Genomic DNA, 21,214 nt, shown 5'->3' on the forward strand with positions numbered 1-21,214 from the left:
TTCTCGGGTGGCCCCTGTCAGTTTATCGAAAAATGCTTCGCATCACCGATCATATCGCCATCGCCGACTGGGAGATGACAGAGAGCTTTTCCCGCGCCTCTGGTCCGGGCGGGCAGAATGTCAACAAGGTCTCCACCGCCGTGGATCTTCGCTTCGAGGCGGAGCGGAGTCCGCATCTTTCGCCGGAGGTGAAAGCGAGGCTCCGCAGGCTTGCGGGGCGGCGCTGGACCGCGGATGGTGCGGTTCTGATCCGGGCTGAGGAGACGCGGAGCCAAGCGCGCAACCGGGAAATCGCGCGGGAGCGTCTGGCGGAACTGATTCGTGCCGCTCTGGTGCCCCGCAAGCGTCGGATCGCCACGCGGCCGACACTCAGCAGTCAGCGGCGTCGTCTGGAAAGCAAGGCGCACCGCAGCACCGTCAAGTCGCTCCGCAGCAGCCCGGATGCCGAAGATTGAGCATCTGGCATCCATGCGCACAACAGCCCATATTATAGGCGAATGCCTGTTGTTACCTTTGTTTCGCCTTACTTGAGAAAGTGGAGCTTTCCCTAACCGCGCCGAGCTTTCAGTATCGGGATCGAGCAGAAAAAGAAGAAACCCATGCGTCCCTTCGGTTTAATCGATGTGTTGAAGGGGGCCATCGGCCCCGGTCTTTCCCGTCCCGCCGAATTGCAGGTGGGGGCGCTTTGTTGGCGTGAGCAGGCGGGAAGGCGCGAATATCTTCTGGTCAACACCCTCAATACCCGGCGCTGGATTGTGCCGAAAGGCTGGCCGATGAAAGGCCGTTCACTGGCTGAGGCCGCTTCCATCGAGGCATGGGAGGAAGCCGGTGTCAGGGGCGTTTTGAGCGATCAGCCTATCGGCAGCTATTTCTATGATAAGCTGACCGGTACTGGCTTGCCCGTGCGCTGCGAGGTGCGGGTCTTTCCGATAGAAGTAACGGGGCTGGCCGACAGCTACCCCGAAAAGCGCAGGCGTGACCGTCGCTGGGCCACTCGGGAGGAGGCAGTGTCCCTGTTGGGGGAACCCGATCTCAAAAGGCTGATTACGACAGTCTGACGGGCGTCTCGGGGAGGATGCATGATCGGACCTTACGGCCCGCCGGAGCCGCCGAATCGCTGGCGTACCCTTGACCGTGACCTGAAGCGACTCGGTCGTCTGGAGGTGGCATCCGCCTATGTCTCCCGGCCCTTGATCGCCGGCGCGATCGCGGTGGTTTTCGTGCTCTTGGCCGGCGGAGCCGCCGTCGCTGTGGGAGGGCGGTCGGACATTGCCGTTCTGGCCGTCGCGGCGGTGCTGGCCGGTTACATGGCGCTCAACATCGGGGCGAATGATATCGGCAATACCATGGGGCCGGCGGTCGGTGCGCGGGCAATCGGTCTTGGCGCCGCGCTGTTCGCCGCAGCCGTGGCAGAGGGGGCGGGCGCGCTGATCTCTGGTCGTGAGGTGGTGGCGACGATCTCCGGCAAGCTCATTCCATTGGAGGGGCTTTCCGATCCTCGACAGATCGTCCCGGTGATGATCGCGGCCTTGGCGGCGGCTTCTCTCTGGATCAACCTCGCGGGATGGCTTCGCGCTCCGGTCTCCACCACCCATGCCATCGTTGGTGCCGTTGCGGGCGCCGGGGTCTGCGCGGTGGGACCGGAAGCCGTCAACTGGCCGCAGATTGGCGGGATAGCCGTAGGCTGGGTGCTGTCACCGCTGCTGGGCGGGGGGCTGGCTGCCGGGTTTCTCGCGCTGGTGAATGCGCTCATCGCCGACCGGGAGGACAAGATCGTCGCAGCGCAACGCTGGCTGCCGGTGCTGATCGGCGTGATGGTCGCCGTGTTCGGTGTTTACGTCTTCGTTCGTGCGCTGCCTGCGCTCTCCGTGCCCGCGGCGTTTTTGCCGGGGATCTCCCTTATCCTGGGGGGGCTCGCCTGGCTCATCGCCCGGCCCGTGGTCAGGAGAGCGGCCATCGGGCTAGAGAACCGGCGCCGGTCGCTGCGGAGGTTGTTTGGCCCCTCGCTCGTCATGGCATCGCTCCTGCTGTGTTTTGCACATGGTTCCAACGATGTGTCGAACGCCATCGGCCCGCTGGTGGCTATCGTGGAGGCGCTGGGGCAAGAGCAGACGCAGGCGGGTGGCCCGGTCTGGACGATCCTGCTCGGCGCCACTGGGCTATCCGTGGGGCTCGTGGTCTTCGGCGCCCGCCTCATCCGCATCGTGGGAAGCGAGATCACCCGCCTCAATCCCGTCAGGTCGTGGTGCGTGGCGCTCTCCACGGCGATGACAGTGCTCATGGCCTCAGCCGCGGGGCTTCCGGTCAGTTCAACCCATATCGCCGTGGGCGGTGTCTTCGGCGTCGGATTCTACCGGGAATGGCAGTCGCGCCGGGCCGGGCCGCCGCGCGATTCGGCTGCAGCGCCGCCCGAGGTCGCCCGGAGGCGGCGACTGGTCCGCCGGTCTCACGTGCTGACGATCCTCGCCGCCTGGATCGTTACCGTCCCGCTCTGCGCCGCCTTTGCGGGGCTTATCTATGCTCTTGCGCGGCTGTCGGGCCTTGTCTGACGGTCACACGATCACTTCCAGCGGGGTCTGCGCGCCAACGCCGAACACCCGCTTGTAGCGCGAGATCTCGTCCTCCGGCCCCATGGCCTTGTTCGGGTTGTCCGACAATTTGACCGTTGGATAGCCATTGGCGGAGACCGCTTTGCAGACAAGGCTGAAGGGCGCAAGCGCATCGCCGGGTACCAGACCGCGGAAATCATTGGTAAGCAACGTGCCCCAGCCGAAGCTCACCTTCACCCGGCCCGCAAACTGAGCGTGAAGCTCCAGAATCTTGTCCACATCCAGGCCATCGGAAAAGATCACCAGCTTTTCGCGCGGATCTTCGCCCCTCGTCTTCCACCAGGCAATGGCGGTTTCAGCGCCCTCCGCTGGATCGCCCGAGTCGATGCGGATGCCGGTCCAGCTCGCCAGCCAGTCCGGCGCATGGTCGAGAAAGCCTTTCGTGCCGAATGTATCGGGCAGGATGATGCGCAGATTGCCGTCATGCTCCTCATGCCAGTCCGCCAGCACCTTGTAGGGCGCTTGCGCCAATTCGGCATCATCGCGGGCAAGCGCGGCATAGACCATGGGAAGCTCATGGGCATTCGTCCCGATCGCCTCCACCTCGCGCCGCATCGCGATCAGGCAGTTTGAGGTGCCGGTGAAGGTCTGACCCAGCCCTTCCCTCATCGCCTGCACGCACCAGTCCTGCCAGAGGAAGGAATGCCGCCGCCGCGTGCCGAAATCCGCGATGCGAAGACTTGGCACACCGCGAAGCCGCTCGATCTTTTCCCATATCTTCGTCATCGCGCGTGCGTAGAGCACCTGAAGCTCGAACCGGCCCATCGTCTCCAGCACGGCGCGGGAGCGCAGTTCCATCAGCACGGCGAGCGCCGGGATTTCCCACAGCATGACCTCTGGCCAGGCGCCTTCGAAGGTCAGTTCATACTGACCGTCCCGCTTTTCAAGCTCATAGGGCGGCAGTCGAAGGTGCTCGAACCATTCCATGAAATCGGGCCGGAACATCTGGCGCTTGCCGTAGAAGGTGTTGCCCCGCAGCCAGGTTGACTCGCCCCGGCTGAGCGACAGCGAGCGTATATGGTCGAGCTGTTCCCGCAGTTCGCCTTCATCGATAAGGTCCGCCAGGCGCACATCCTTGGAGCGGTTGATCAGACTGAAGGTGACACGCGCATCCGGATTGTTGCGGAACACCGACTGGCACATCAGCAGCTTGTAGAAGTCCGTGTCGATCAGGGACCGCACGATCGGGTCGATCTTCCACTTATGATTATAGACCCGCGTCGCGATGTCGGCCATGTCACTCCTCCAGTATCACGCCCTTGTCGCGCATCTCGTCGATGGCGCGGGCCAGCGACCCGTCGAGGTCAATCCCCCGGCAAGCCCCGTTCAGAACCGTCACCTCGAACCCCAGCGAGGCACCGTCGATCGCCGAATAGGCCACGCAGAAGTCTGTCGCCAGCCCCACCAGCGCGATGGACGAGACGCCTCGGCTTCTGAGATAGCCCTCCAGCCCCGTGGGCGTGATACGGTCGTTCTCGAAGAAGGCGGAGTAGCTATCGATTTCCCGCCGGAAGCCCTTGCGCAGGATCAGGTCGGCCCGATCCGTCTCCAGGTCCGGGTGGAAGCGCGCCCCATCGCTGCCCTGCACGCAATGGTCGGGCCACAGAACCTGCGGACCATAGACGAGGTCCACCGTCTCATAGGGTGTCTTGCCTGCGTGAGAGCTCGCAAAGGACGTATGATCGGCCGGGTGCCAGTCCTGCGTCAGCACCGTGGTGCCGTATTCACGCAGCAGGCGGTTGACCCGCGGGATGATCGCATCGCCATCGGTCACGGCCAGCGCCCCCCCGGGGCAGAAATCGTTCTGGACGTCGATGACGATCAGGGCCTTGCTGTCGGTTGTCATGGTCCGTTCCTCCTCGGTCCCGGTGCGTTGCGCCTAGAGCATGGCGCCAAGTGCGACGCCCGCAAGGGCAATGACCGCACCGGAAAGCGCGATCAGCACCGGATGCACACGCTGGGGCTTCGGCTGCGGTGGAGGCGGCTCGGACTGGCGGATCAGCGCGTCCTCTACCAGCCCGGGAAGCCGGGGGCCGAAACGGGCCATCACCCGTGCCGTCCGGGCAAGGTCATGCGCAACGGCCCGCGGTCCGAGGTTCTGGCGGATATAATCCTCCACCACCGGCTTCGCCGCCTGCCACATGTTGATGTTGGGTTCGAGCGAGCGCGCCACCCCTTCTGTCACCACCATGGTGCGTTGCAGAAGGATGAGTTCTGTCCGTGTCTGCATCCCGAACCGCTCCGTCACGTCGAACAGGTAGGCGAGCAGCCGCCCCATGGAGATGCGCGAGGCGTCCATGCCGAAGATCGGCTCCCCCACCGCGCGAAGCGCACGGGCGAAATCGTCCACCGAACGGTCATGGGGCACATAGCCTGCCTCGAAATGCACTTCCGCCACGCGACGGTAGTCGCGCCGGATGAAGCCGTACAGGATCTCCGCATAGACGCGCCGGGTATATTCGTCGATCCGCCCCATGATGCCGAAGTCATAGGCGATGAGGGTGCCGTCCAACGCGACCTTCAGGTTCCCCTGATGCATGTCGCCATGGAACAGTCCGTCGCGGAGGGCGTGACGCAGGAAAAGCTGGATGACCCGCTCGCCCAGTTCCCTGCGGTCGATGCCTGCCGCGTCGATGGCGGCGATGTCGCCCAGCGGAATGCCGTCCGCCCAGCCCAGCGTCATCACCCGGCGCGCGGACAGGCCCCAGAACACCTTGGGAACCCTGAAGCCCGCATCGCCCGCGGTATTCGACGCGAATTCGTCGGCAGAGGCGGCCTCCGAGCGCAGATCCAGTTCGCCGGTCACCACGCCGTCGAAATGCCTCACCACGTCAGAGGGCCGGAGGCGGCGGGAGGCGGGGGACAGCGTCTCGATCACGCTGGCCGCGAAATAGAAAGCGTCGATGTCGCGGCGGAAGGCGCGTTCGATACCGGGGCGGGTGACCTTGACCGCCACCTCCTCCCCCGTATCTGCGCGCCGGGCATGGTGAACCTGCGCGATGGAGGCCGCCGCGACAGGGTCGGAAAATTCGGAGAACAGCTCATCCACCGGCGCGCCCAACTCCTCCTCCACCGTCATCTTGGCGATACCGGTGGAGAAGGGGGGCAGGCTGTCCTGCAGGACACGAAGCTGCTCCGCCACTTCCGGGCCGACCACATCGGGCCGGGTGGAGAGAATCTGGCCGAATTTCACATAGGCCGGTCCCAGCGCGTTCAACGCGCGCGCTGCGGGTGGCAGCGAGGGATCGCCCTTCGCGCCCAGCCACGCCAGCGGCCAGCCCACCACCCGCGCCACCAGCCGGAGCCGCGGCGGCGCATCCATCGCGTCCAGCACCATGCCCATGGCGCCCGCGCGTTGCAGCGTGGCGCCCGTCTGGATCAGGCGCCAGATATTGTGCGGCCCCCGCACCTAGAGCTTCCACCCCGAATGGAGAGCGGCGATTCCCATGGACAGATTGCGGTACTTGACGTTCTCGAACCCCGCGTCGCGGATCATCCCGGCAAAGGTTTCCTGATTGGGAAACTTGCGGATCGACTCGACCAGATATTGGTAACTGTCGCGGTCGTTCGCCACGATCTGCCCCATCACCGGGATCACGTTGAACGAGTATCGGTCATAGAGCCATTGCAGCCCCTCGTTCGGGATCTGGCTGAACTCCAGCACCATCAGCCGCCCGCCGGGTTTCAGCACGCGGTAGGCTTCGGAAAGCGCGTCCTGAATGCGCGTCACGTTACGGATGCCGAAGGAGATGGTGTAGACGTCGAAGGATGCGTCCTTCAGCGGCAGTGCCATAGCATCGCCCGTCACCCAGTCCAGCCGCTCGGAGAGGGAGGCGGCCTCCGCCCGTTTGCGCCCCTCCACCAGCATGGATTCGGTCATGTCGAGCACCACTGCCTCCGTCCCGCGCGCGCGGGACAGGAAGCGGAAGGAGATGTCGCCCGTCCCCCCCGCCACGTCCAGCAGTCGCTGACCGGGCCGGGGTGCGAGCCAGTCCATCATCGCGTTCTTCCACAGCCGGTGGACGCCGCCAGACATAAGATCGTTCATCACGTCGTAGCGGGAGGCGACGCGGGTGAACACGCCATGGACCAGACCGGCCTTCTCCTCCTCCGCCACGGTGCGGAAGCCGAAATGGGTTGTGCTGTCGTTCTGGGCCATGCTTCCCTCCGGGTGCATTGTCGCTGGCTGCCCGCCCGATATAACGCCCCCGACTTGGAGAGGAAGCCGAAAGTGCCCGAACTGCCGGAAGTAGAGACGGTTCGCCGCGGATTGCTGCCGGTGATGGAGGGGCGGCGCATCCTCCGGGCGGAGGTCAACCGCCCCGATCTTCGCTGGCCGCTGCCCGAGCGGATGGCGGAGCGGCTGACCGGGCGGCGCGTGGAGACGCTGCGGCGGCGGTCGAAATACATCCTCGCCGATCTGGAGGGGGGGGAGACGCTGCTGATCCATCTGGGCATGTCGGGCCGGATGCTGATCGCGAAGGGCGAGGTCGGAGTGTTTCACCATGCGCTTCCCGCGGCTGAGAAGCACGATCACGTCGTCCTGACCATGGAAGACGGCGCACGCGTCACCTTCAACGATTCGCGGCGGTTCGGCATGATGGACCTGTGGCCGACCGCCGACCTTGCCGCGCACCCGCTGCTCGCGGGTCTGGGACCGGAGCCGTTCGGCAACGATTTCAGCGAAACCTATCTGGCAGAGCGCCTGCGGGGCCGGGCGATGCCGGTGAAGGCCGCGCTGCTTGACCAGCGCATCGTGGCGGGCCTGGGCAACATATACGTCTGCGAGGCGCTCCACGATGCCCGGATTTCGCCCGAGCGGCGGGTGCGCGACATGACGGAGGCGGAGATCGTCTCGCTCGTCCCTGCAATCCGCGACGTGCTGGCCCGCGCGATCGAGGCGGGGGGGTCGAGTCTGCGTGACTATCGTCAGGCGGACGGGGAGCTTGGCTATTTCCAGCACTCTTTCCGTGTCTATGGGCGGGAAGGGCTGCCCTGCCTCCGCCCCGGCTGCGCCGGCACGGTACGGCGGGTCGTGCAATCGGGGCGCTCGTCGTTCTTCTGCCCGGTCTGTCAGCGCTGAGAACCCTTGATCCGTCGGGGCAGGCTGGTAGGTATCTCGCCAGCATCAGGATTGGGAGTGGCGCATGGCCTATGAAACGCTGATCGTCGAGATCGAGGACGGGGTGGAGCTGATCCGGCTCAACCGGCCGGAGGCGCTGAACGCGCTGAACTCGAAACTGCTTGGCGAACTGGCGGAGGCCGTGACGGCGGCCGACAAGGACGAGCGCATCCGTTGTATCGTCATCACCGGCTCGGAAAAGGCCTTCGCCGCCGGGGCCGACATCAAGGAGATGTCGGAAAAGACCTTCGTGCAGATGTATACGGAGAACTTCTTCACCCCGGAAACGGAGCGGTTCTGTAACTGCCGCAAGCCGATCATCGCGGCTGTGTCCGGCTATGCGCTGGGGGGGGGCTGCGAACTGGCCATGATGTGCGATTTCATCATCGCGGCGGAGACGGCGAAGTTCGGTCAGCCCGAGATCAACCTCGGCGTCATCGCGGGGATCGGCGGGACACAGCGCCTGACGCGTTTCGTGGGCAAGTCGAAGTCCATGGACATGCACCTGACGGGCCGCTTCATGGATGCGGCGGAGGCGGAGCGCGCGGGCCTCGTCTCCCGCGTCGTGCCGGCCAAGAGCCTGGTGGACGAGGCGATGGCCACGGCCCGCAAGATCGCGGAGAAGTCGCTCATCACCACGATGGCGGTCAAGGAGACTGTCAACCGTGCGTATGAGACGACGCTGGCCGAAGGTGTGCTGTTCGAACGGCGGGTGTTCCACGCGCTGTTTTCCACCGAGGATCAGAAGGAAGGCATGGCCGCATTCCTTGAAAAGCGACAGCCGCAGTTCCGCGACCGCTGATTCACCCTTCCCTTTGGGGGCCGACTCGCTTATAGGCGGCCTCCACATGCGCGTGGGCCCGCTTAGGCATGATTCCGTTCCGCTTCGGCGGAGATTGGGTCTTTGCGCGATCAAACGACAGATCGATAGGATAGAGACCCAATGGCCAATACGCCCCAGTCCAAGAAACGCGCCCGTCAGAACGAAGCCCGCTATGCGGTGAACAAGGCCCGCCGCTCGCGGATCCGCACCTACCTGCGCAAGGTCGAGGAAGCCATCGCTTCCGGCGATCAGACCGCCGCCGCGGAAGCCCTTCGTCTTGCCCAGCCGGAGCTGGCGCGTGGGGTGAGCAAAGGGGTGGTGCACAAGAACACCGCTGCCCGCAAGATGTCGCGTCTTGCCTCGCGGGTCAAAGGCCTCGCAGTGGCCGAGAACGCCTGATTATATATGAATTTCAATGAGTTGAGGGGTGTGCTGCGGCGCGCCCCTCTTCTTTTTGCGCAGCGGGTGTGGCGTTTTTGCGGCGCTGTTACGAGACTGTCGGGATTCGCTGCGACAAAGACCGAGTCAAGGTCGAAGTTCTGTTGCAGCCGGTGAGCACCGCTTGCTAGCTTGGCTGTGCGATTCACATCGTCCTGGGGGGACCTGAGGAAACCCAGTTCGTGTACCGTCGGGCTCCTGCTGCCGCTTGGGGTTTTGATGGAACGGGCGCGACACCGGTTTCCGTTCGGTGGCAGAAAAAAACGCCTGACCGTGCCTTTCGGCGCGGCGGTATTCTGTTGCCGGCCTGTCCGATACTGGCACCTGCTGGTGCAGCCCGTCGGGGCCGGACCGTCCTTCCAACTTGGGGGGCGGCCCGGAAGGTGTTTTTCGCGGGACTGTATGTTGGGCGTACCGCGACTCGCGGTCGGGACGAGTGACCGAGGACGGGATGAAACGCGCCGGAGAGATGATGACGAACGATACCTGGGGACGTGTCCGCGATAACCTCCGCCAGTCGGTGGGGCACAACAACTTCGTGACATGGATCGCACCTTTGGAATTCGAGGGGGTGGAAGACGGCGTTGCGCTGTTCCACGTGCCCACGTCCTTTCTGGGGGACTGGGTATCGCGCAATTATGCCGACCAGATCCGCCAGCAGATCACCCTTGCCGGGGGGGCCGTGTCACGGGTCGAGTTTCGCGTGGCCCCGCGCCGTCCCGCGCCGCCCGCCCAGCCGATGCAGGGTGAGGCGTCGCCCGCGGGGCAGAGGGCGGTTCCCCAGCCGCGCCCGCCAGAGCCTCAGCCGGCCTACTCCTCAGCACCTGTCGCTCAACCCGCCCCCCCGGCGCAGCATGTCTCCCCGGCACAGCGGGCGAGCGAGGATGGCGAACTTCCCGGCGCGCCGCTGGACGTCCGCTTCACCTTCGACAGCTTCGTCGTCGGCAAACCTAACGAGCTTGCCCATGCCGCCGCGCGGCGTGTGGCCGAAGGTGGGCCTGCCTCGTTCAACCCGCTGTTCCTTTACGGTGGTGTGGGGCTGGGCAAGACTCACCTCATGCACGCCATTGCCTGGGAGTTGCAGACCAAACGGCCGGAGTTGAAGGTGCTCTACCTCTCGGCCGAGCAGTTCATGTACCGCTTCATCCAGGCGCTGCGTGAGAAGCAGGTCATGGACTTCAAGGAGATGTTCCGCTCCGTCGACGTGCTGATGGTCGATGACGTGCAGTTCATCGCGGGCAAGGATTCCACGCAGGAGGAATTCTTCCACACGTTCAACGCGCTGATCGACCAGAACAAGCAGATCGTGATTTCCGCCGACCGTGCGCCGGGAGAGATCAAGGATCTGGAGGAGCGGATCAAGTCGCGCCTGCAATGCGGGCTGGTCGTCGATGTTCACCCGACGGATTACGAATTGCGGCTTGGCATCCTCCAGCAGAAGACGGAGATCTATCAGGGCCGCTACGGCAACGTGCAGCTTGCGCCGGGTGTGCTGGAGTTTCTTGCCCACCGGATCACGACGAACGTCCGCGTTCTGGAAGGCGCGCTGACCCGACTCTTCGCTTTCGCGAGCCTCGTCGGCAAGGAGATCACGCTCGACCTGACGCAGGACTGCCTCGCCGACATCCTTCGCGCCAACGACCGCAAGATCACGGTGGAGGAAATCCAGCGCAAGGTGGCGGAATATTACAACATCCGTCTGGCTGACATGATCGCGGCCAAGCGCGTCCGCACCATCGCGCGCCCGCGGCAGGTGGCGATGTTCCTGTCCAAGCAGCTCACCTCCCGCTCGCTGCCGGAAATCGGCCGTCGCTTCGGTGGACGGGATCACACGACGATCATGCATGGTATCCGCAAGATCGAAGAACTGGTGATGATCGACCGCCAGCTTTCCGAGGATGTGGACCTGCTCCGCCGCCTGCTCCAGAACTGACCGCGTTTTTCGCGCCTGCGGGGTCTTCCCCCCCCTTGTCTGCCGCCTCCCATGGGCTAAGGTCGGCGCCCCGGCGCCGGTGACTTCAGCGCCGGCAGCAGACGGAGCAGGATAATGAAGATCAGCATCGAACGCGGCGCGCTGCTCAAGGCGGTCGGACAGGCGCAATCGGTCGTGGAGCGGCGCAACACGATCCCGATTCTCGCCAATGTGCTGATCGAGGCGGAAGGGGACCGGGTGAGCTTCCGCGCGACCGACCTCGACATAGAGGTGCTGGATTGCGCGCCTGCCGAAGTCTCCCGCGCGGGTACGACGACCGTTTCCGCGGTCACGCTGCATGAGATCGTGCGCAAGCTGCCCGATGGCGCGCTGGTCACGCTGACCGACGATCCGACCGCGGGGCGGCTGACGGTGCAGGCCGGGAAATCGACCTTCACGCTGGCCACGCTGCCGAAGGAGGATTTTCCGATGATGGCGTCGTCGGAATATGTCTCCTCCTTCAAGGCTACCGCGGCGGTCCTTCGCCGGTTGTTCGACAAGTCGAAATTCGCGATCTCCACTGAGGAGACGCGCTATTATCTGAACGGTGTCTATATGCACACGGCAACCTCGGAGGAGGGTCCGGTGCTGCGCTGCGTGGCGACGGACGGGCATCGCCTTGCGCGGATCGACGCGCCCCTGCCTGTCGGGGCGGAGAACATGCCCGGCGTGATCGTTCCCCGCAAGACGGTGGGCGAGCTTCGCAAGCTGCTGGACGAGGATGAGATGGAGATCGCCGTCTCCGTCTCCGAAACCAAGGTGCGCTTTGCCACGCCGACGATCACGCTGACCTCCAAGGTCATCGATGGCACCTTCCCGGATTACACCCGCGTCATCCCGCTCGGCAACACGCGGAAGCTGGAAGTGGACGCGGCCGAATTCGCCAAGGCGGTGGACAGGGTCGCGACGATTTCCTCCGAACGGTCCCGCGCCGTGAAGCTCAGCATCGACGAAGATCGGCTTGTCCTCTCCGTCAATGCACCGGATGCGGGCGCTGCAGAGGAAGAACTGGCCGTAGCCTATGGCGATGAGCGGCTGGAGATCGGCTTCAACGCCAAGTACCTGCTGGAGATCGCAAGCCAGGTGGACCGGGAGAATGCAGTATTCCTGTTCAACTCCTCCGGCGATCCCACGCTGATGCGCGAGGGCGGCGACATGTCGGCGGTCTATGTCGTCATGCCGATGCGGGTCTAGGGCCGCGCCAGCGTTCCATGGCATGGGTCACCGGCCTTCTGCTGTCGCATTTCCGTTCGCATGCGCTGACCCGGCTGGCCTTCGATGGCCGGCCGGTTGCCATCTGGGGAGCCAACGGCTCGGGCAAGACCAACCTGCTGGAAGCGCTGTCGCTGCTGTCTCCGGGCCGGGGGTTGCGCCGTGCGGGGCCAGAGGAACTGGCGCGGCAGCCGGAGCGGCTGGGCTGGAAGGTCGTCGCGGGCGTACAGGGCGATCTGCCGCATGAGGTGGAGACCTGGGCAGAGGCCGGTGGCACGCGCCAGGTGAGGATCGACGGCAAGGCGGCGCCGCAGGTGGCGCTGGCAAGGCTCATGAAGGTGCTCTGGCTGACACCTGCGATGGATCGGCTGTGGTCGGAGGGGGCCGAGGGGCGCAGGCGGTTCTTCGACCGGGTCGCCATGAGCTTCGAGCCCGACCATGCGGAGGCATCGCTGGCCTATGACAAGGCGATGCGGGAGCGGAACCGCCTGCTTCGCGACGGGATTCAGGACCCTTACTGGTACGACGCGCTGGAAGCGCAGATGGCGGAGACCGGGGCCCGGATCACCGCCAACCGGATCGCCGCGCTCACCCGGATCGCTGCTGCGCAGGCGGGGGCCGAAACGCGCTTTCCCGCTGCGGATCTCATGCTTACCCAGCCGGAGGGTGCGCCGGAAGCCGATGCCGTGGCGCTCGCCCGGCAGTTCGCGGAGGGCCGACGGCGCGACATGGCGGCGGGGCGGACGCTGACCGGGCCGCATCGCGCCGATATAGAGGCCATCTGGCGGGAAAAGGGCATGGCGGCCGCGCTCTGCTCCACCGGGGAGCAGAAGGCGCTCCTGCTGTCGCTGATCCTCGCCAATGCCCGGGCGCTCGCGGAGGATACCGGGCACCCGCCGCTGCTGCTGCTGGACGAGGCTGCCGCGCATCTGGATCCGGAACGCCGCGCCGCGCTCGCGGAGGAGATCGTGGCGCTCGGGGCGCAGGCCTTCCTTACCGGCACGGATCCCGTGTTGTTTGAAAGTCTTGCCGGACGGGCCAGCTTCTATGCGGTGGCAGAGGCGGGGGGCCGCTCCTCCGTCCAGCACAGGAGCATGTCATGATCCCCGAACGGATTACCCTCGTTACGCTCGGCGTCGCCGATCTGGCACGGAGCAAGGGCTTTTACGGCCGGCTGGGCTGGAAGCCGGTGGAAGAGCAGGAGGGCATCGCCTTCTATCAGCTTCACGGGCAGGCGCTGGCGCTGTTCGGGCTGGCGGACCTGGCCGCGGATCAGGGCCGCCCGCAGTCGCCGCTCGGCACCGGGGCGATCACGCTCGCCCAGAACTTCGCCACGGTGGAGGAGGTGGAGGCGGCCTTTGCCGATGCGGTGGAAGCGGGGGCCACGCCGCTCAAACGCCCCGTTGCCACCGATTGGGGCGGGCATTCGGGATATTTCTCCGATCCAGACGGGCATGTCTGGGAACTGGCCCATAATCCGTTCTGGCCGCTGAACGACGATGGCAGCCTGACGCTGCCCGCCTCCCCCGACAGTCTGGACTGAGATCCGGCAGTCGCGCGGGGGTTAACAGGCTGCTCGGAAAAAGCTTTCAGGTCTGCGTCGGAGCGGAGATCGTCTGCAATCTGGTGAAACCCTGCCGGAAATCCACACGTTTCCGGGTCATTCTGGGCTGATTTCCCGATTCTCAGAATATAGGCACGGCAATTCTGAACTTTTTCAGCAACCTGTTACCGCCCTTGCGGCGGAGGGCGGGGATGACCCGCTTCGGCCAGGTGACGCGCGGCGCCATCCGCGCTATCCCGGTGTCGAAGGAGAGAACGCCATGTACACGCCGCCCGCCTTTCGTGACGATGACCGCGGCGCCCTTTGCGCCCTGATGCGGGCCGCGCCCTTTGCCAATCTGGTCACCGCTACGGTGGCAGGGGTTGAATGCACACCGCTTCCCCTTTGGCTCGACCCGGAGGAAGGGCCTCTCGGCACGCTCTACGGCCACGTCGCGCGGGCCAATCCCCATTGGAGGGTTGCAGCGGTGGGCGAGACACTCGCCATCTTCTCCGGCCCCGACGCCTATGTCAGCCCCGGGTGGTATGCGACCAAGCAGGAAACGGGCAAGGTCGTGCCGACATGGAACTACCTCACTGTTCATGCGCGCGGGCCGGCGGAGTTCTTCGAGGATGCCGAAAGGTTGCTGGATGTCGTGACCCGGTTGACCAACTCGCATGAGGCCGACCGCGCCGCGCCCTGGGCGGTTTCCGACGCGCCGGAGACGTTCATCCGAGCCCAGCTTCGCGGGATCGTCGGTCTCCGCCTGCCCATCGCCACCCTGGAGGGCAAGCGCAAGATGAGCCAGAACCGTAGCGCGGCCGACAGGGAGGGCGTGGCGGTTGGACTGAGCCAGAGCGATAGTCCCGGCGATAGGGCGGCAGGGAGGCTTGTCCCTCTCCCCTGACCGGTCGGTCGGGTCGGCGCATCGGCTATCCGCTCCCTGAACAGCTCCCGCCATGCCCCAGCCATGCGATGGGGGAGGCGAATCATGTGGACAGAAGCGCGGGCCCAGAATCACGGGGACAGAAGACGGGAAGGAGAGCATCGACGGCGCCTGCCTCGGTGATCGTAGCTCCGGGGGCAGTCGGCACGACCTTCTCCGGCGTCAGATCCCTAAGGGGAGGCCGATCTTCGGCGTCCTGCACTTGACCCCGCCGGGGGAATGTCTAGATCTCCGTCTGTCGGGACGGCCCGGCATTCCATGCACACCGGACGGGGACGACCCTGTCATGACCACGGAGAATGGCCATGGCTTGGCTCTATCTATTTCTTGCAGGTGCCTCGGAAATCGTCTGGGCAGGGCTTTTGAAACATACGCACGGTTTCACCCGGCTGGGGCCGACAGTGCTCCTGCTCGTCGCCATGGCGACGAGCGTTGCCTTTCTGGCTCTTGCGGCCCGGACGCTGCCGATCGGCCTGTCCTACGCCATCTGGTGTGGCATCGGGATCATCGGCACCACCCTGACCGGCTATCTCATCTATGGCGAGGCGCTGAGCGCCGGGCAGCTCGCTTGCATCGGCATGATCGGCGCAGGGGTGATCGGGCTGAAGCTCGTTTCCTGACCGCGCGCCGTCAGCCTTCGGGAAGCGCGCGCAGGATGGTGACGATCGTATCGCCATAGCGCCGCTGGTCGAGTTGCTCGAATCCTTGCGGCGGTGCAGGAGCAGTGCTTTCCTCCCAGATGATCAGGGCGTCCTGTGCGATCCAGCCCCCGTCCCGACAGGAGGAAAGCGCCTGCTCCCCGAGCAGCATCCCATAGGGCGGGTCGAGGAACACAAGCCCGTATGGTTCCCCCCTGTTCGGTCCCATCCGCGTCGCGTCGCGCCGGTAGAGGTCGATCGCCCCTTGCGCCCGCAGCTTTTCCACGTTGCTGCGGATCAGCGCGCGCCCCTTCACGCCATCCTCGACGAACGTGACCTTCGCCGCCCCGCGCGACAGGGCTTCCAGCCCCAGTGCGCCGGTTCCGGCAAACAGGTCCAGCACCCGCACGCCTGCCACCGGATCGCCATAGCCGCCGTTCTGGAGGAGGTTGAAGATCGCCTCCCGCACCCGGTCGGTCGTGGGGCGCAGGTGGGCCGCCGCATCGCCTTCGCCCACATCGGCAAGCTGGGTGCCGCGAAATCTGCCGCCGATGATCCGCATCAGCGCAGCAACGCCTTCAGATCGGCAGAGGGATCGGCGATCACCGCCGGGTCGGGGTTCCGGCCGGCTTCCAGCAGACGCTTGCCCACCATGTAACCCCGCGCGTCGTTCATCGCATCGACCGCGATGAACTGCCCGCGCCGCCAGTACCAGTGGGATTGCGCCGTCTCCCCAGCGCCCCGTACGAGCACCTGATCGTGGCCGGAGGACAGCCCCGCGATCTGGAGCTTCACGTCGTACTGGTCCGACCAGAACCACGGCACCGGCACGTAGGGTTTCGCCGCGCCAAGCATGTTCTCCGCCACGCGCTCTGCCTGATCTATGGCGTTCTGGACACTTTCCAGCCTGATCCGGACGCCTGCGAGCGGGAAGGAGGCGCAATCCCCCGCCGCCCAGATCGCCGGATCGGAGGTACGGCCGAAATCGTCCACCGCGATGCCGTTGTCTAGCGTCAGCCCCGCCGACAACGCCAGTTCCGTCGCCGCATCCAACCCGATGCCCGCCACGAGGAAATCCGCCTCCACCCGGCTGCCGTCGGTGAGGATGGCTCCAGTCACGCGCTGGGTTCCCAGAAGCTCGGCGATGCCCACGCCCTCGCGGATGTTGACGCCGTGGCGCTGGTGGAGGGTGCGGAAGTAATCCGCCGTCGCTTCCGATGCGACACGGCGCAGGATGCGTCCGTTAGCCGAGAGCAGCGTCACCTCCAGCCCCCGGAGCGCAGCCACCGCCGCCGCTTCCAGCCCGATATAGCCGCCCCCCAAAACCAGCGCCCTGCGCCCCGCGGTGAATTCCGGCGCCATCCGGTCCACATCCGCGAGCGTCCGCACAAGGTGGATGCCGTCGCGATGGCCCGCCACGGAAGAAGGAAGCGCTCGGGCCCGCCCGCCGGTGGCCAGTACGAGCTGATCGTAGGGGATCTCTTCGCCGCCCGCAGTGACGATCCGCCGTGCCGCGTCTATGGCGGTAACTCGGGTTTCAAGCCGCAGGGCGATGTCGTTGTCCACGTAGAACTGCGCCGGTCGAAGGTAGAGCCGTTCCTCCTCCATCTCGCCCAGCAGGTATTTCTTTGACAGGGGCGGGCGCTGGTAGGGCGGCACGGGTTCCTCGCCGATCAGGGTGATCGTTCCGGCAAAGCCAAGGCTCCGCAGCTTCGCCACCAGCGATGCCCCGGCCTGCCCGGCACCAACCACCACGATCCTCGTCATGCAACCCTCCGCCATGATTGGTGCGACCATAGTGAGAGCCTGCGCCCTGCGCAACGCGGGGGCGTGATGAAGAGGCCGTCGCCACGGCCCGGGCAGACGGCGGCGAAGTCCCTGCGCAACGCGGGCGCGTGATGACGAGGGGGAGCGTGATCTGGCAGTGGAACGCACGGCCATGAGCCGAAAGGCTGCCGCCGCGCGTTCATGTACCACAACGGGAGGGTTGACGACGTTGCTCAGGACCGTGCCATCCTCCGAACGCGCGCGCATGTGAGCTATGGCAGCTGCGCGGGGACGGGTCGATGGAACCGCTTCGACGCCGCTGCGCGCGCATGTGCGGCAACGGGCGAGGCTGGCACATGCATCAGGTCGGGGTCGTCCTCGCGTCGATCTGGGGCAAGAGCTGAGACCGGGCGCTTCGTCCGTTCATGGCTTCGGAGCGCGATCTGCCGCGCGATTATGTGCCGGACGGGTGTGGATGGGGCGAGCCGCTATTCGACAGACGATCCAGACCCTCGCTGCCGGGGAATAGGGGCCATGCGCCTTGCGAGAGTGGAGGGGCGTGCGCACACGTCGCCATTGCCGCTCGGCCCGCTCCTCCGCCTGCGGAGAGGGCCGGTCGGCCTGCCTCGCAACAGGGGAGGCGGAGGAGACAGCGGTGGCAGTATGGCCCGCCTCAGGCCGCGTCCGTCATGGGGGGAGGGTTACTGCTGCTCTGCCTCCGGGTGGTGGCGGAAGGGGCCGTAGCTCGTCAGCACATCCATTTCCTCCGACACGGCCTCTCGCTCCGCAGTCAGGAACTGCTCCACGGCGCGGCGGAAGCCCTCGTCCCGGATCCAGTGCAGGGAATGTGTCTGGGTCGGCAGATAGCCGCGGGCGAGCTTGTGCTCCCCCTGTGCCCCGGCCTCCACCCGTGCCAGTCGATTGTCGATGGCGAAGTCCATCGCCTGATAATAGCATGCCTCGAAATGCAGGAAGGGATGGTCCTCCAACGCGCCCCAGTAGCGGCCATAGAGCGTGTCGCGCCCGATGAAGTTCAGCGCCCCCGCGATCCAGCTTCCGCGCCGCCGGGCCATGACCAGCAGGATATCCTGCCGCATCGTTTCATGGAGCCGGTCGAAGAAGGCGCGGGTCAGGTAGGGGCTGCCCCACTTGCGCGCGCCGGTGTCCTGATAGAAGCGCCAGAAGGCGTCCCAGTGCTCGCGCTCGATGGCATCGCCGGTGAGGGCGACGATCTCTCCACCGAAACCCTGCGCCGCCGCGCGTTCCTTACGGATCGTCTTGCGCTTGCGGGAGGCAAGTTCGGCAAGGAAGGCGTCGAAATCCGCATAACCTGGGTTCTCCCAGTGGAATTGCTGGGTGACGCGATGAAGAAGCCCCATCGCCGCGCCCGCCTCCGCTTCCTTCGCCGTGCAGAAGGTGATGTGCAGGGAGGAAAGCTGGTTCGCCTCGGCGAGTTGTGTGGCTCCGGCCAGAAGTCCCGCACGGCCCAACTCCTCAAAGCCCGGACGGGTCAGGAACCGCCGCCCGGTCGCCGGGGTAAAGGGCACGGCGATCTGGAGCTTCGGGTAATAGCGCCCCCCCGCCCGCTCCCATGCCTCCGCCCAGGCGAAATCGAAGATGTACTCGCCCCGGCTGTGGGATTTCACGTAGAGCGGGGCAACCGCGACGGTTTCTCCCGCATGACGGACGACGGCGTGGCGGGGCATCCAGCCGCTGTTGCCACCGACGGATCGGGATTCCTCCAGCGCCGCGAGGAAGCGGTAGGTGGTGAACGGGTCGGTCGGTCGACCGCCGCTCGCGGTTTCCGGCGCGGCGCAGGCATCCCATGTGACTGCACCGATTTCTTCGATGCGCGAATGAAAAGTGACTTCTATCGGGGTTTCCATCGTCGCTCCACGCGGTCCCCAGGGGGAGGGATGCTCCGACTCTGGCGCAATGCTCCGGTCCGTCAAGCGTCACGGCCATGGCGGTGCGGGGCGCCGTTCCGGCTGGCCGCGCCGCGCTGGGTTCCGCCGACGCGGCTTGCCCTGCCGTACATACTCGCTGCAGGGGGCGACGCAGCGATGACGGAACGTCTGGGTTCAGTAACCACTGCCCGGCACTGCTGCGCGCATGAACCAAAGGAGAAAACCCGGCCGGAAACGGACGCTGTCACCGCTGTGTGAATGCCCCGAGCGAATGCCCGGCGGCCAGAAACGGCGCCCGGATGCCCCGAGCATCGGTCGGGCAAATGATTGACCATGGGTAGAGATCATGCAGCGTTTCACCGCACCGCACCGCACCGCACCGCACCGCACCGCACCGCACCGCACCGCACCGCACCGCACCGCACCGCACCGCACCGCACCGCACCGCACCGCACCGCACCGCACCGCACCGCACCGCACCGCACCGCACCGCACCGCACCGCACCGCACCGCACCGCACCGCACCGCACCGCACCGCACCGCACCGCACCGCACCGCACCGCACCGCACCGCACCGCACCGCACCGCACCGCACCGCACCGCACCGCACCGCACCGCACCGCACCGCACCGCACCGCACCGCACCGCACCGCACCGCACCGCACCGCACCGCACCGCACCGCACCGCACCGCACCGCACCGCACCGCACCGCACCGCACCGCACCGCACCGCACCGCACCGCACCGCACCGCACCGCACCGCACCGCACCGCACCGCACCGCACCGCACCGCACCGCACCGCAGGCCGCTTGTCGACAGTCGAGGTCGGCGCCATGTATCGGACCGATCGCGGCCTGCCCACCGAGCGGGCCGCAATGGCCTTTGACTGCGACACATCAGGAGGGGATGACGGGCAGATAATCCTCGAAGGTGATGTTGTCGGCGATGCGGCGCGCCTCCGCCTCCTCCTCTGAGCTGCGGACGGTCCACGTCAGGACCGACGCGCCGGCCGCCTTCAGTTCCGCCACCCGCGCGCGCCCCAGATCGGACCGCTGGTGGGAGATGAAGGAGGCTCCCGCCGCATCGTAATCCGGGATGGCGCGCAGGCGAGCGCAGGTTTCTGGAGAGAGCTTGTCCCATTCATCCGGGTCGTAAGAACAGGTGATGAGGCCACGGGGCAGATCGGGGCGCAGCTCCCCGAAGGCAATGACGGAAGCCGGGTTGAACGACATGATCGCCACCGGACCGCCATACCCTTCCAGCGCGGCCGCCGCCGCCTGCTCCAGTTCGCCCACGTCCTCACTGGAGGCGCGGGACTGGTCCTTGATCTCCACCAGAAGCGGCACGCGGCCTGCCACAACCTCCAGCAGTTTGGCAAATGTCGGGATCTCGTCCGTGCCGCCCTTGAGCAGCATGGTTCCCAGTTCCGCCGCCGTCCGCTCCCTCAGCCAGCCGGTATGCTGGGTCAGGCGGGTGAGCTTTTCGTCATGGAACACCATCGCCTGACCGTCGGCGGAAAGCTGAAGGTCCAGCTCGATCCCGTAACCCGCGACCATCGCCGCCCGCGCGGCGGAGAGCGAGTTCTCCGCCCGGCCCTCTGCCATGTCGTGCAGACCCCGATGCGCGATGGGAATGCGCAGGAAGTCGGCGGGAAGGGCGACGCGGGGCAGCGGGTTTGCCGTCATCATCGCACCTCGAAGATCGCCTCGATCTCTACCGCGACGCCAAGCGGGAGCGAGGCTGCCGACACGGCGGAGCGGGCATGGCGACCCTGATCGCCGAGCGCTTCGACAAGAAAATCGGAGGCGCCGTTGATGACCTTGGGCTGATCGGTGAACTCGGGCGTGGAGTTGACGAAGCCGGTCAGCTTCACCACGCGAACGAGCCGGTCCAGATCGCCGCCGCAGGCCGCCTTCAGCTGCGCCAGCAGGCTGATCGCGCAGGCCTTCGCCGCCGCGGCTCCCGCCGCCACATCAAGGCCAGCGCCGAGCTTGCCGGTGATGAGACCATCCGGTCCCTGGCTGATCTGGCCGGAGACATAGACCTGATTGCCGGTCAGCACATAGGGCACATAGTTTGCCGCGGGCACAGGCGCCTCCGGCAGCGTGACACCCAGTTCGGCGAGTTTCGTCTCGATCTTTCCGGCCATGAGAGGCTCCTTCCTTCGGGGCGCGCAGCCATTGTCGCGTGCCGCATTGCGGGCGGGAGGCTATCCGGTTGCGTCGGAGCGCGGAAC

At 66.0% G+C, this 21,214-nt stretch carries 22 protein-coding genes; 13 read left to right on the forward strand and 9 right to left on the reverse strand.

The features are described from left to right. The first annotated feature begins 32 nt into the window (after positions 1-32). From arfB to CG51_RS04520, 3 genes are all read left to right on the forward strand, one after another. Positions 33-455, forward strand: coding sequence for an alternative ribosome rescue aminoacyl-tRNA hydrolase ArfB (gene arfB, locus CG51_RS04510; protein WP_035742399.1), 423 nt, complete (start codon positions 33-35; stop codon positions 453-455). Between the two features lie 144 nt (positions 456-599). Further along, positions 600-1,058 (forward strand): NUDIX hydrolase, encoded by a 459-nt coding sequence (locus tag CG51_RS04515; RefSeq protein ID WP_051930044.1) that lies wholly within the window; start codon positions 600-602, stop codon positions 1,056-1,058. Between the two features lie 21 nt (positions 1,059-1,079). Next, positions 1,080-2,549 carry an inorganic phosphate transporter gene (locus CG51_RS04520; protein WP_035742401.1) on the forward strand — a complete coding sequence of 490 codons (1,470 nt, stop codon included), beginning with the start codon at positions 1,080-1,082 and terminating at the stop codon, positions 2,547-2,549. A 3-nt stretch (positions 2,550-2,552) separates the two neighbouring features. On the opposite strand, the gene pncB is transcribed toward CG51_RS04520, so the two are convergent. From pncB to ubiE, 4 genes are read right to left on the reverse strand one after another with little or no spacing between them, the layout of a single operon-like run. Continuing rightward, on the reverse strand, positions 2,553-3,845 hold the full coding sequence (gene pncB, locus CG51_RS04525) for a nicotinate phosphoribosyltransferase (protein ID WP_035742403.1): 1,293 nt from the start codon (positions 3,843-3,845) through the stop codon (positions 2,553-2,555). Position 3,846: 1 nt separating this feature from the next. Next, the gene (gene pncA, locus CG51_RS04530; RefSeq protein WP_035742405.1) at positions 3,847-4,455 is read right to left on the reverse strand and encodes a bifunctional nicotinamidase/pyrazinamidase; all 609 of its coding nucleotides are present in this window, start codon (positions 4,453-4,455) and stop codon (positions 3,847-3,849) included. A 33-nt stretch (positions 4,456-4,488) separates the two neighbouring features. Then, the gene (ubiB, locus tag CG51_RS04535; protein ID WP_035742408.1) at positions 4,489-6,018 is read right to left on the reverse strand and encodes a 2-polyprenylphenol 6-hydroxylase; all 1,530 of its coding nucleotides are present in this window, start codon (positions 6,016-6,018) and stop codon (positions 4,489-4,491) included. Continuing rightward, on the reverse strand, positions 6,019-6,768 hold the full coding sequence (gene ubiE / locus CG51_RS04540; RefSeq protein ID WP_035742410.1) for a bifunctional demethylmenaquinone methyltransferase/2-methoxy-6-polyprenyl-1,4-benzoquinol methylase UbiE: 750 nt from the start codon (positions 6,766-6,768) through the stop codon (positions 6,019-6,021). Positions 6,769-6,840: 72 nt separating this feature from the next. On the opposite strand from ubiE, the gene mutM reads away from it, so the two are divergent. From mutM to CG51_RS04585, 9 genes are all read left to right on the forward strand, one after another. Continuing rightward, positions 6,841-7,692 carry a bifunctional DNA-formamidopyrimidine glycosylase/DNA-(apurinic or apyrimidinic site) lyase gene (gene mutM / locus CG51_RS04545; RefSeq protein ID WP_035742412.1) on the forward strand — a complete coding sequence of 284 codons (852 nt, stop codon included), beginning with the start codon at positions 6,841-6,843 and terminating at the stop codon, positions 7,690-7,692. 64 nt (positions 7,693-7,756) lie between these two features. Continuing rightward, positions 7,757-8,533, forward strand: coding sequence for an enoyl-CoA hydratase (locus CG51_RS04550; RefSeq protein ID WP_035742413.1), 777 nt, complete (start codon positions 7,757-7,759; stop codon positions 8,531-8,533). 141 nt (positions 8,534-8,674) lie between these two features. After that, the gene (rpsT, locus tag CG51_RS04555) at positions 8,675-8,953 is read left to right on the forward strand and encodes a 30S ribosomal protein S20 (RefSeq protein ID WP_035742414.1); all 279 of its coding nucleotides are present in this window, start codon (positions 8,675-8,677) and stop codon (positions 8,951-8,953) included. Positions 8,954-9,464: 511 nt separating this feature from the next. Then, entirely contained in the window at positions 9,465-10,925 is a 1,461-nt protein-coding gene (gene dnaA, locus CG51_RS04560) for a chromosomal replication initiator protein DnaA (RefSeq protein ID WP_035742909.1), read from the forward strand. A 114-nt stretch (positions 10,926-11,039) separates the two neighbouring features. After that, a complete protein-coding gene (gene dnaN, locus CG51_RS04565) occupies positions 11,040-12,158 on the forward strand; it encodes a DNA polymerase III subunit beta (protein WP_035742416.1) in 1,119 nt (372 codons plus the stop codon). Positions 12,159-12,175: 17 nt separating this feature from the next. After that, complete coding sequence (recF, locus tag CG51_RS04570; protein WP_035742418.1) at positions 12,176-13,279, forward strand: DNA replication/repair protein RecF; 1,104 nt, start codon at positions 12,176-12,178, stop codon at positions 13,277-13,279. After that, positions 13,276-13,719 carry a VOC family protein gene (locus tag CG51_RS04575; protein WP_035742421.1) on the forward strand — a complete coding sequence of 148 codons (444 nt, stop codon included), beginning with the start codon at positions 13,276-13,278 and terminating at the stop codon, positions 13,717-13,719. The genes recF and CG51_RS04575 overlap by 4 nt, the downstream gene beginning before the upstream one ends. A gap of 280 nt (positions 13,720-13,999) precedes the next feature. Further along, positions 14,000-14,626, forward strand: coding sequence for an FMN-binding negative transcriptional regulator (locus CG51_RS04580; protein ID WP_035742424.1), 627 nt, complete (start codon positions 14,000-14,002; stop codon positions 14,624-14,626). Positions 14,627-14,970: 344 nt separating this feature from the next. Further along, positions 14,971-15,285: a DMT family transporter gene (locus CG51_RS04585; protein ID WP_035742432.1), complete on the forward strand. Its 315-nt coding sequence runs from the start codon at positions 14,971-14,973 to the stop codon at positions 15,283-15,285. Positions 15,286-15,295: 10 nt separating this feature from the next. Here the strand turns inward: CG51_RS04585 and rsmD are convergent, their stop codons facing one another. The 3 genes from rsmD to CG51_RS04600 all read right to left on the reverse strand — a co-directional run bounded on the left by rsmD (position 15,296) and on the right by CG51_RS04600 (position 18,956). Next, on the reverse strand, positions 15,296-15,865 hold the full coding sequence (gene rsmD, locus CG51_RS04590) for a 16S rRNA (guanine(966)-N(2))-methyltransferase RsmD (RefSeq protein ID WP_035742435.1): 570 nt from the start codon (positions 15,863-15,865) through the stop codon (positions 15,296-15,298). Beyond that, entirely contained in the window at positions 15,865-17,070 is a 1,206-nt protein-coding gene (locus tag CG51_RS04595; RefSeq protein WP_035742437.1) for an NAD(P)/FAD-dependent oxidoreductase, read from the reverse strand. Before CG51_RS04595 ends, rsmD begins: the two co-directional genes overlap by 1 nt. A 701-nt stretch (positions 17,071-17,771) precedes the next feature. After that, a complete protein-coding gene (locus CG51_RS04600; RefSeq protein ID WP_035742439.1) occupies positions 17,772-18,956 on the reverse strand; it encodes a GNAT family N-acetyltransferase in 1,185 nt (394 codons plus the stop codon). A gap of 354 nt (positions 18,957-19,310) precedes the next feature. Between CG51_RS04600 and CG51_RS19925 the strand changes: the two genes are divergently transcribed. Beyond that, the gene (locus tag CG51_RS19925) at positions 19,311-19,952 is read left to right on the forward strand and encodes a hypothetical protein (RefSeq protein WP_156961331.1); all 642 of its coding nucleotides are present in this window, start codon (positions 19,311-19,313) and stop codon (positions 19,950-19,952) included. On the opposite strand, the gene CG51_RS04605 is transcribed toward CG51_RS19925, so the two are convergent. Then, positions 19,875-20,663 carry a glycerophosphodiester phosphodiesterase family protein gene (locus CG51_RS04605; protein WP_035742910.1) on the reverse strand — a complete coding sequence of 263 codons (789 nt, stop codon included), beginning with the start codon at positions 20,661-20,663 and terminating at the stop codon, positions 19,875-19,877. The genes CG51_RS19925 and CG51_RS04605 overlap by 78 nt on opposite strands. Continuing rightward, complete coding sequence (locus CG51_RS04610; protein WP_035742441.1) at positions 20,663-21,127, reverse strand: RidA family protein; 465 nt, start codon at positions 21,125-21,127, stop codon at positions 20,663-20,665. The genes CG51_RS04605 and CG51_RS04610 overlap by 1 nt, the downstream gene beginning before the upstream one ends. Positions 21,128-21,214: the final 87 nt, after the last annotated feature.

This window comes from Haematobacter missouriensis (assembly GCF_000740775.1).
Lineage (GTDB): Bacteria > Pseudomonadota > Alphaproteobacteria > Rhodobacterales > Rhodobacteraceae > Haematobacter > Haematobacter missouriensis.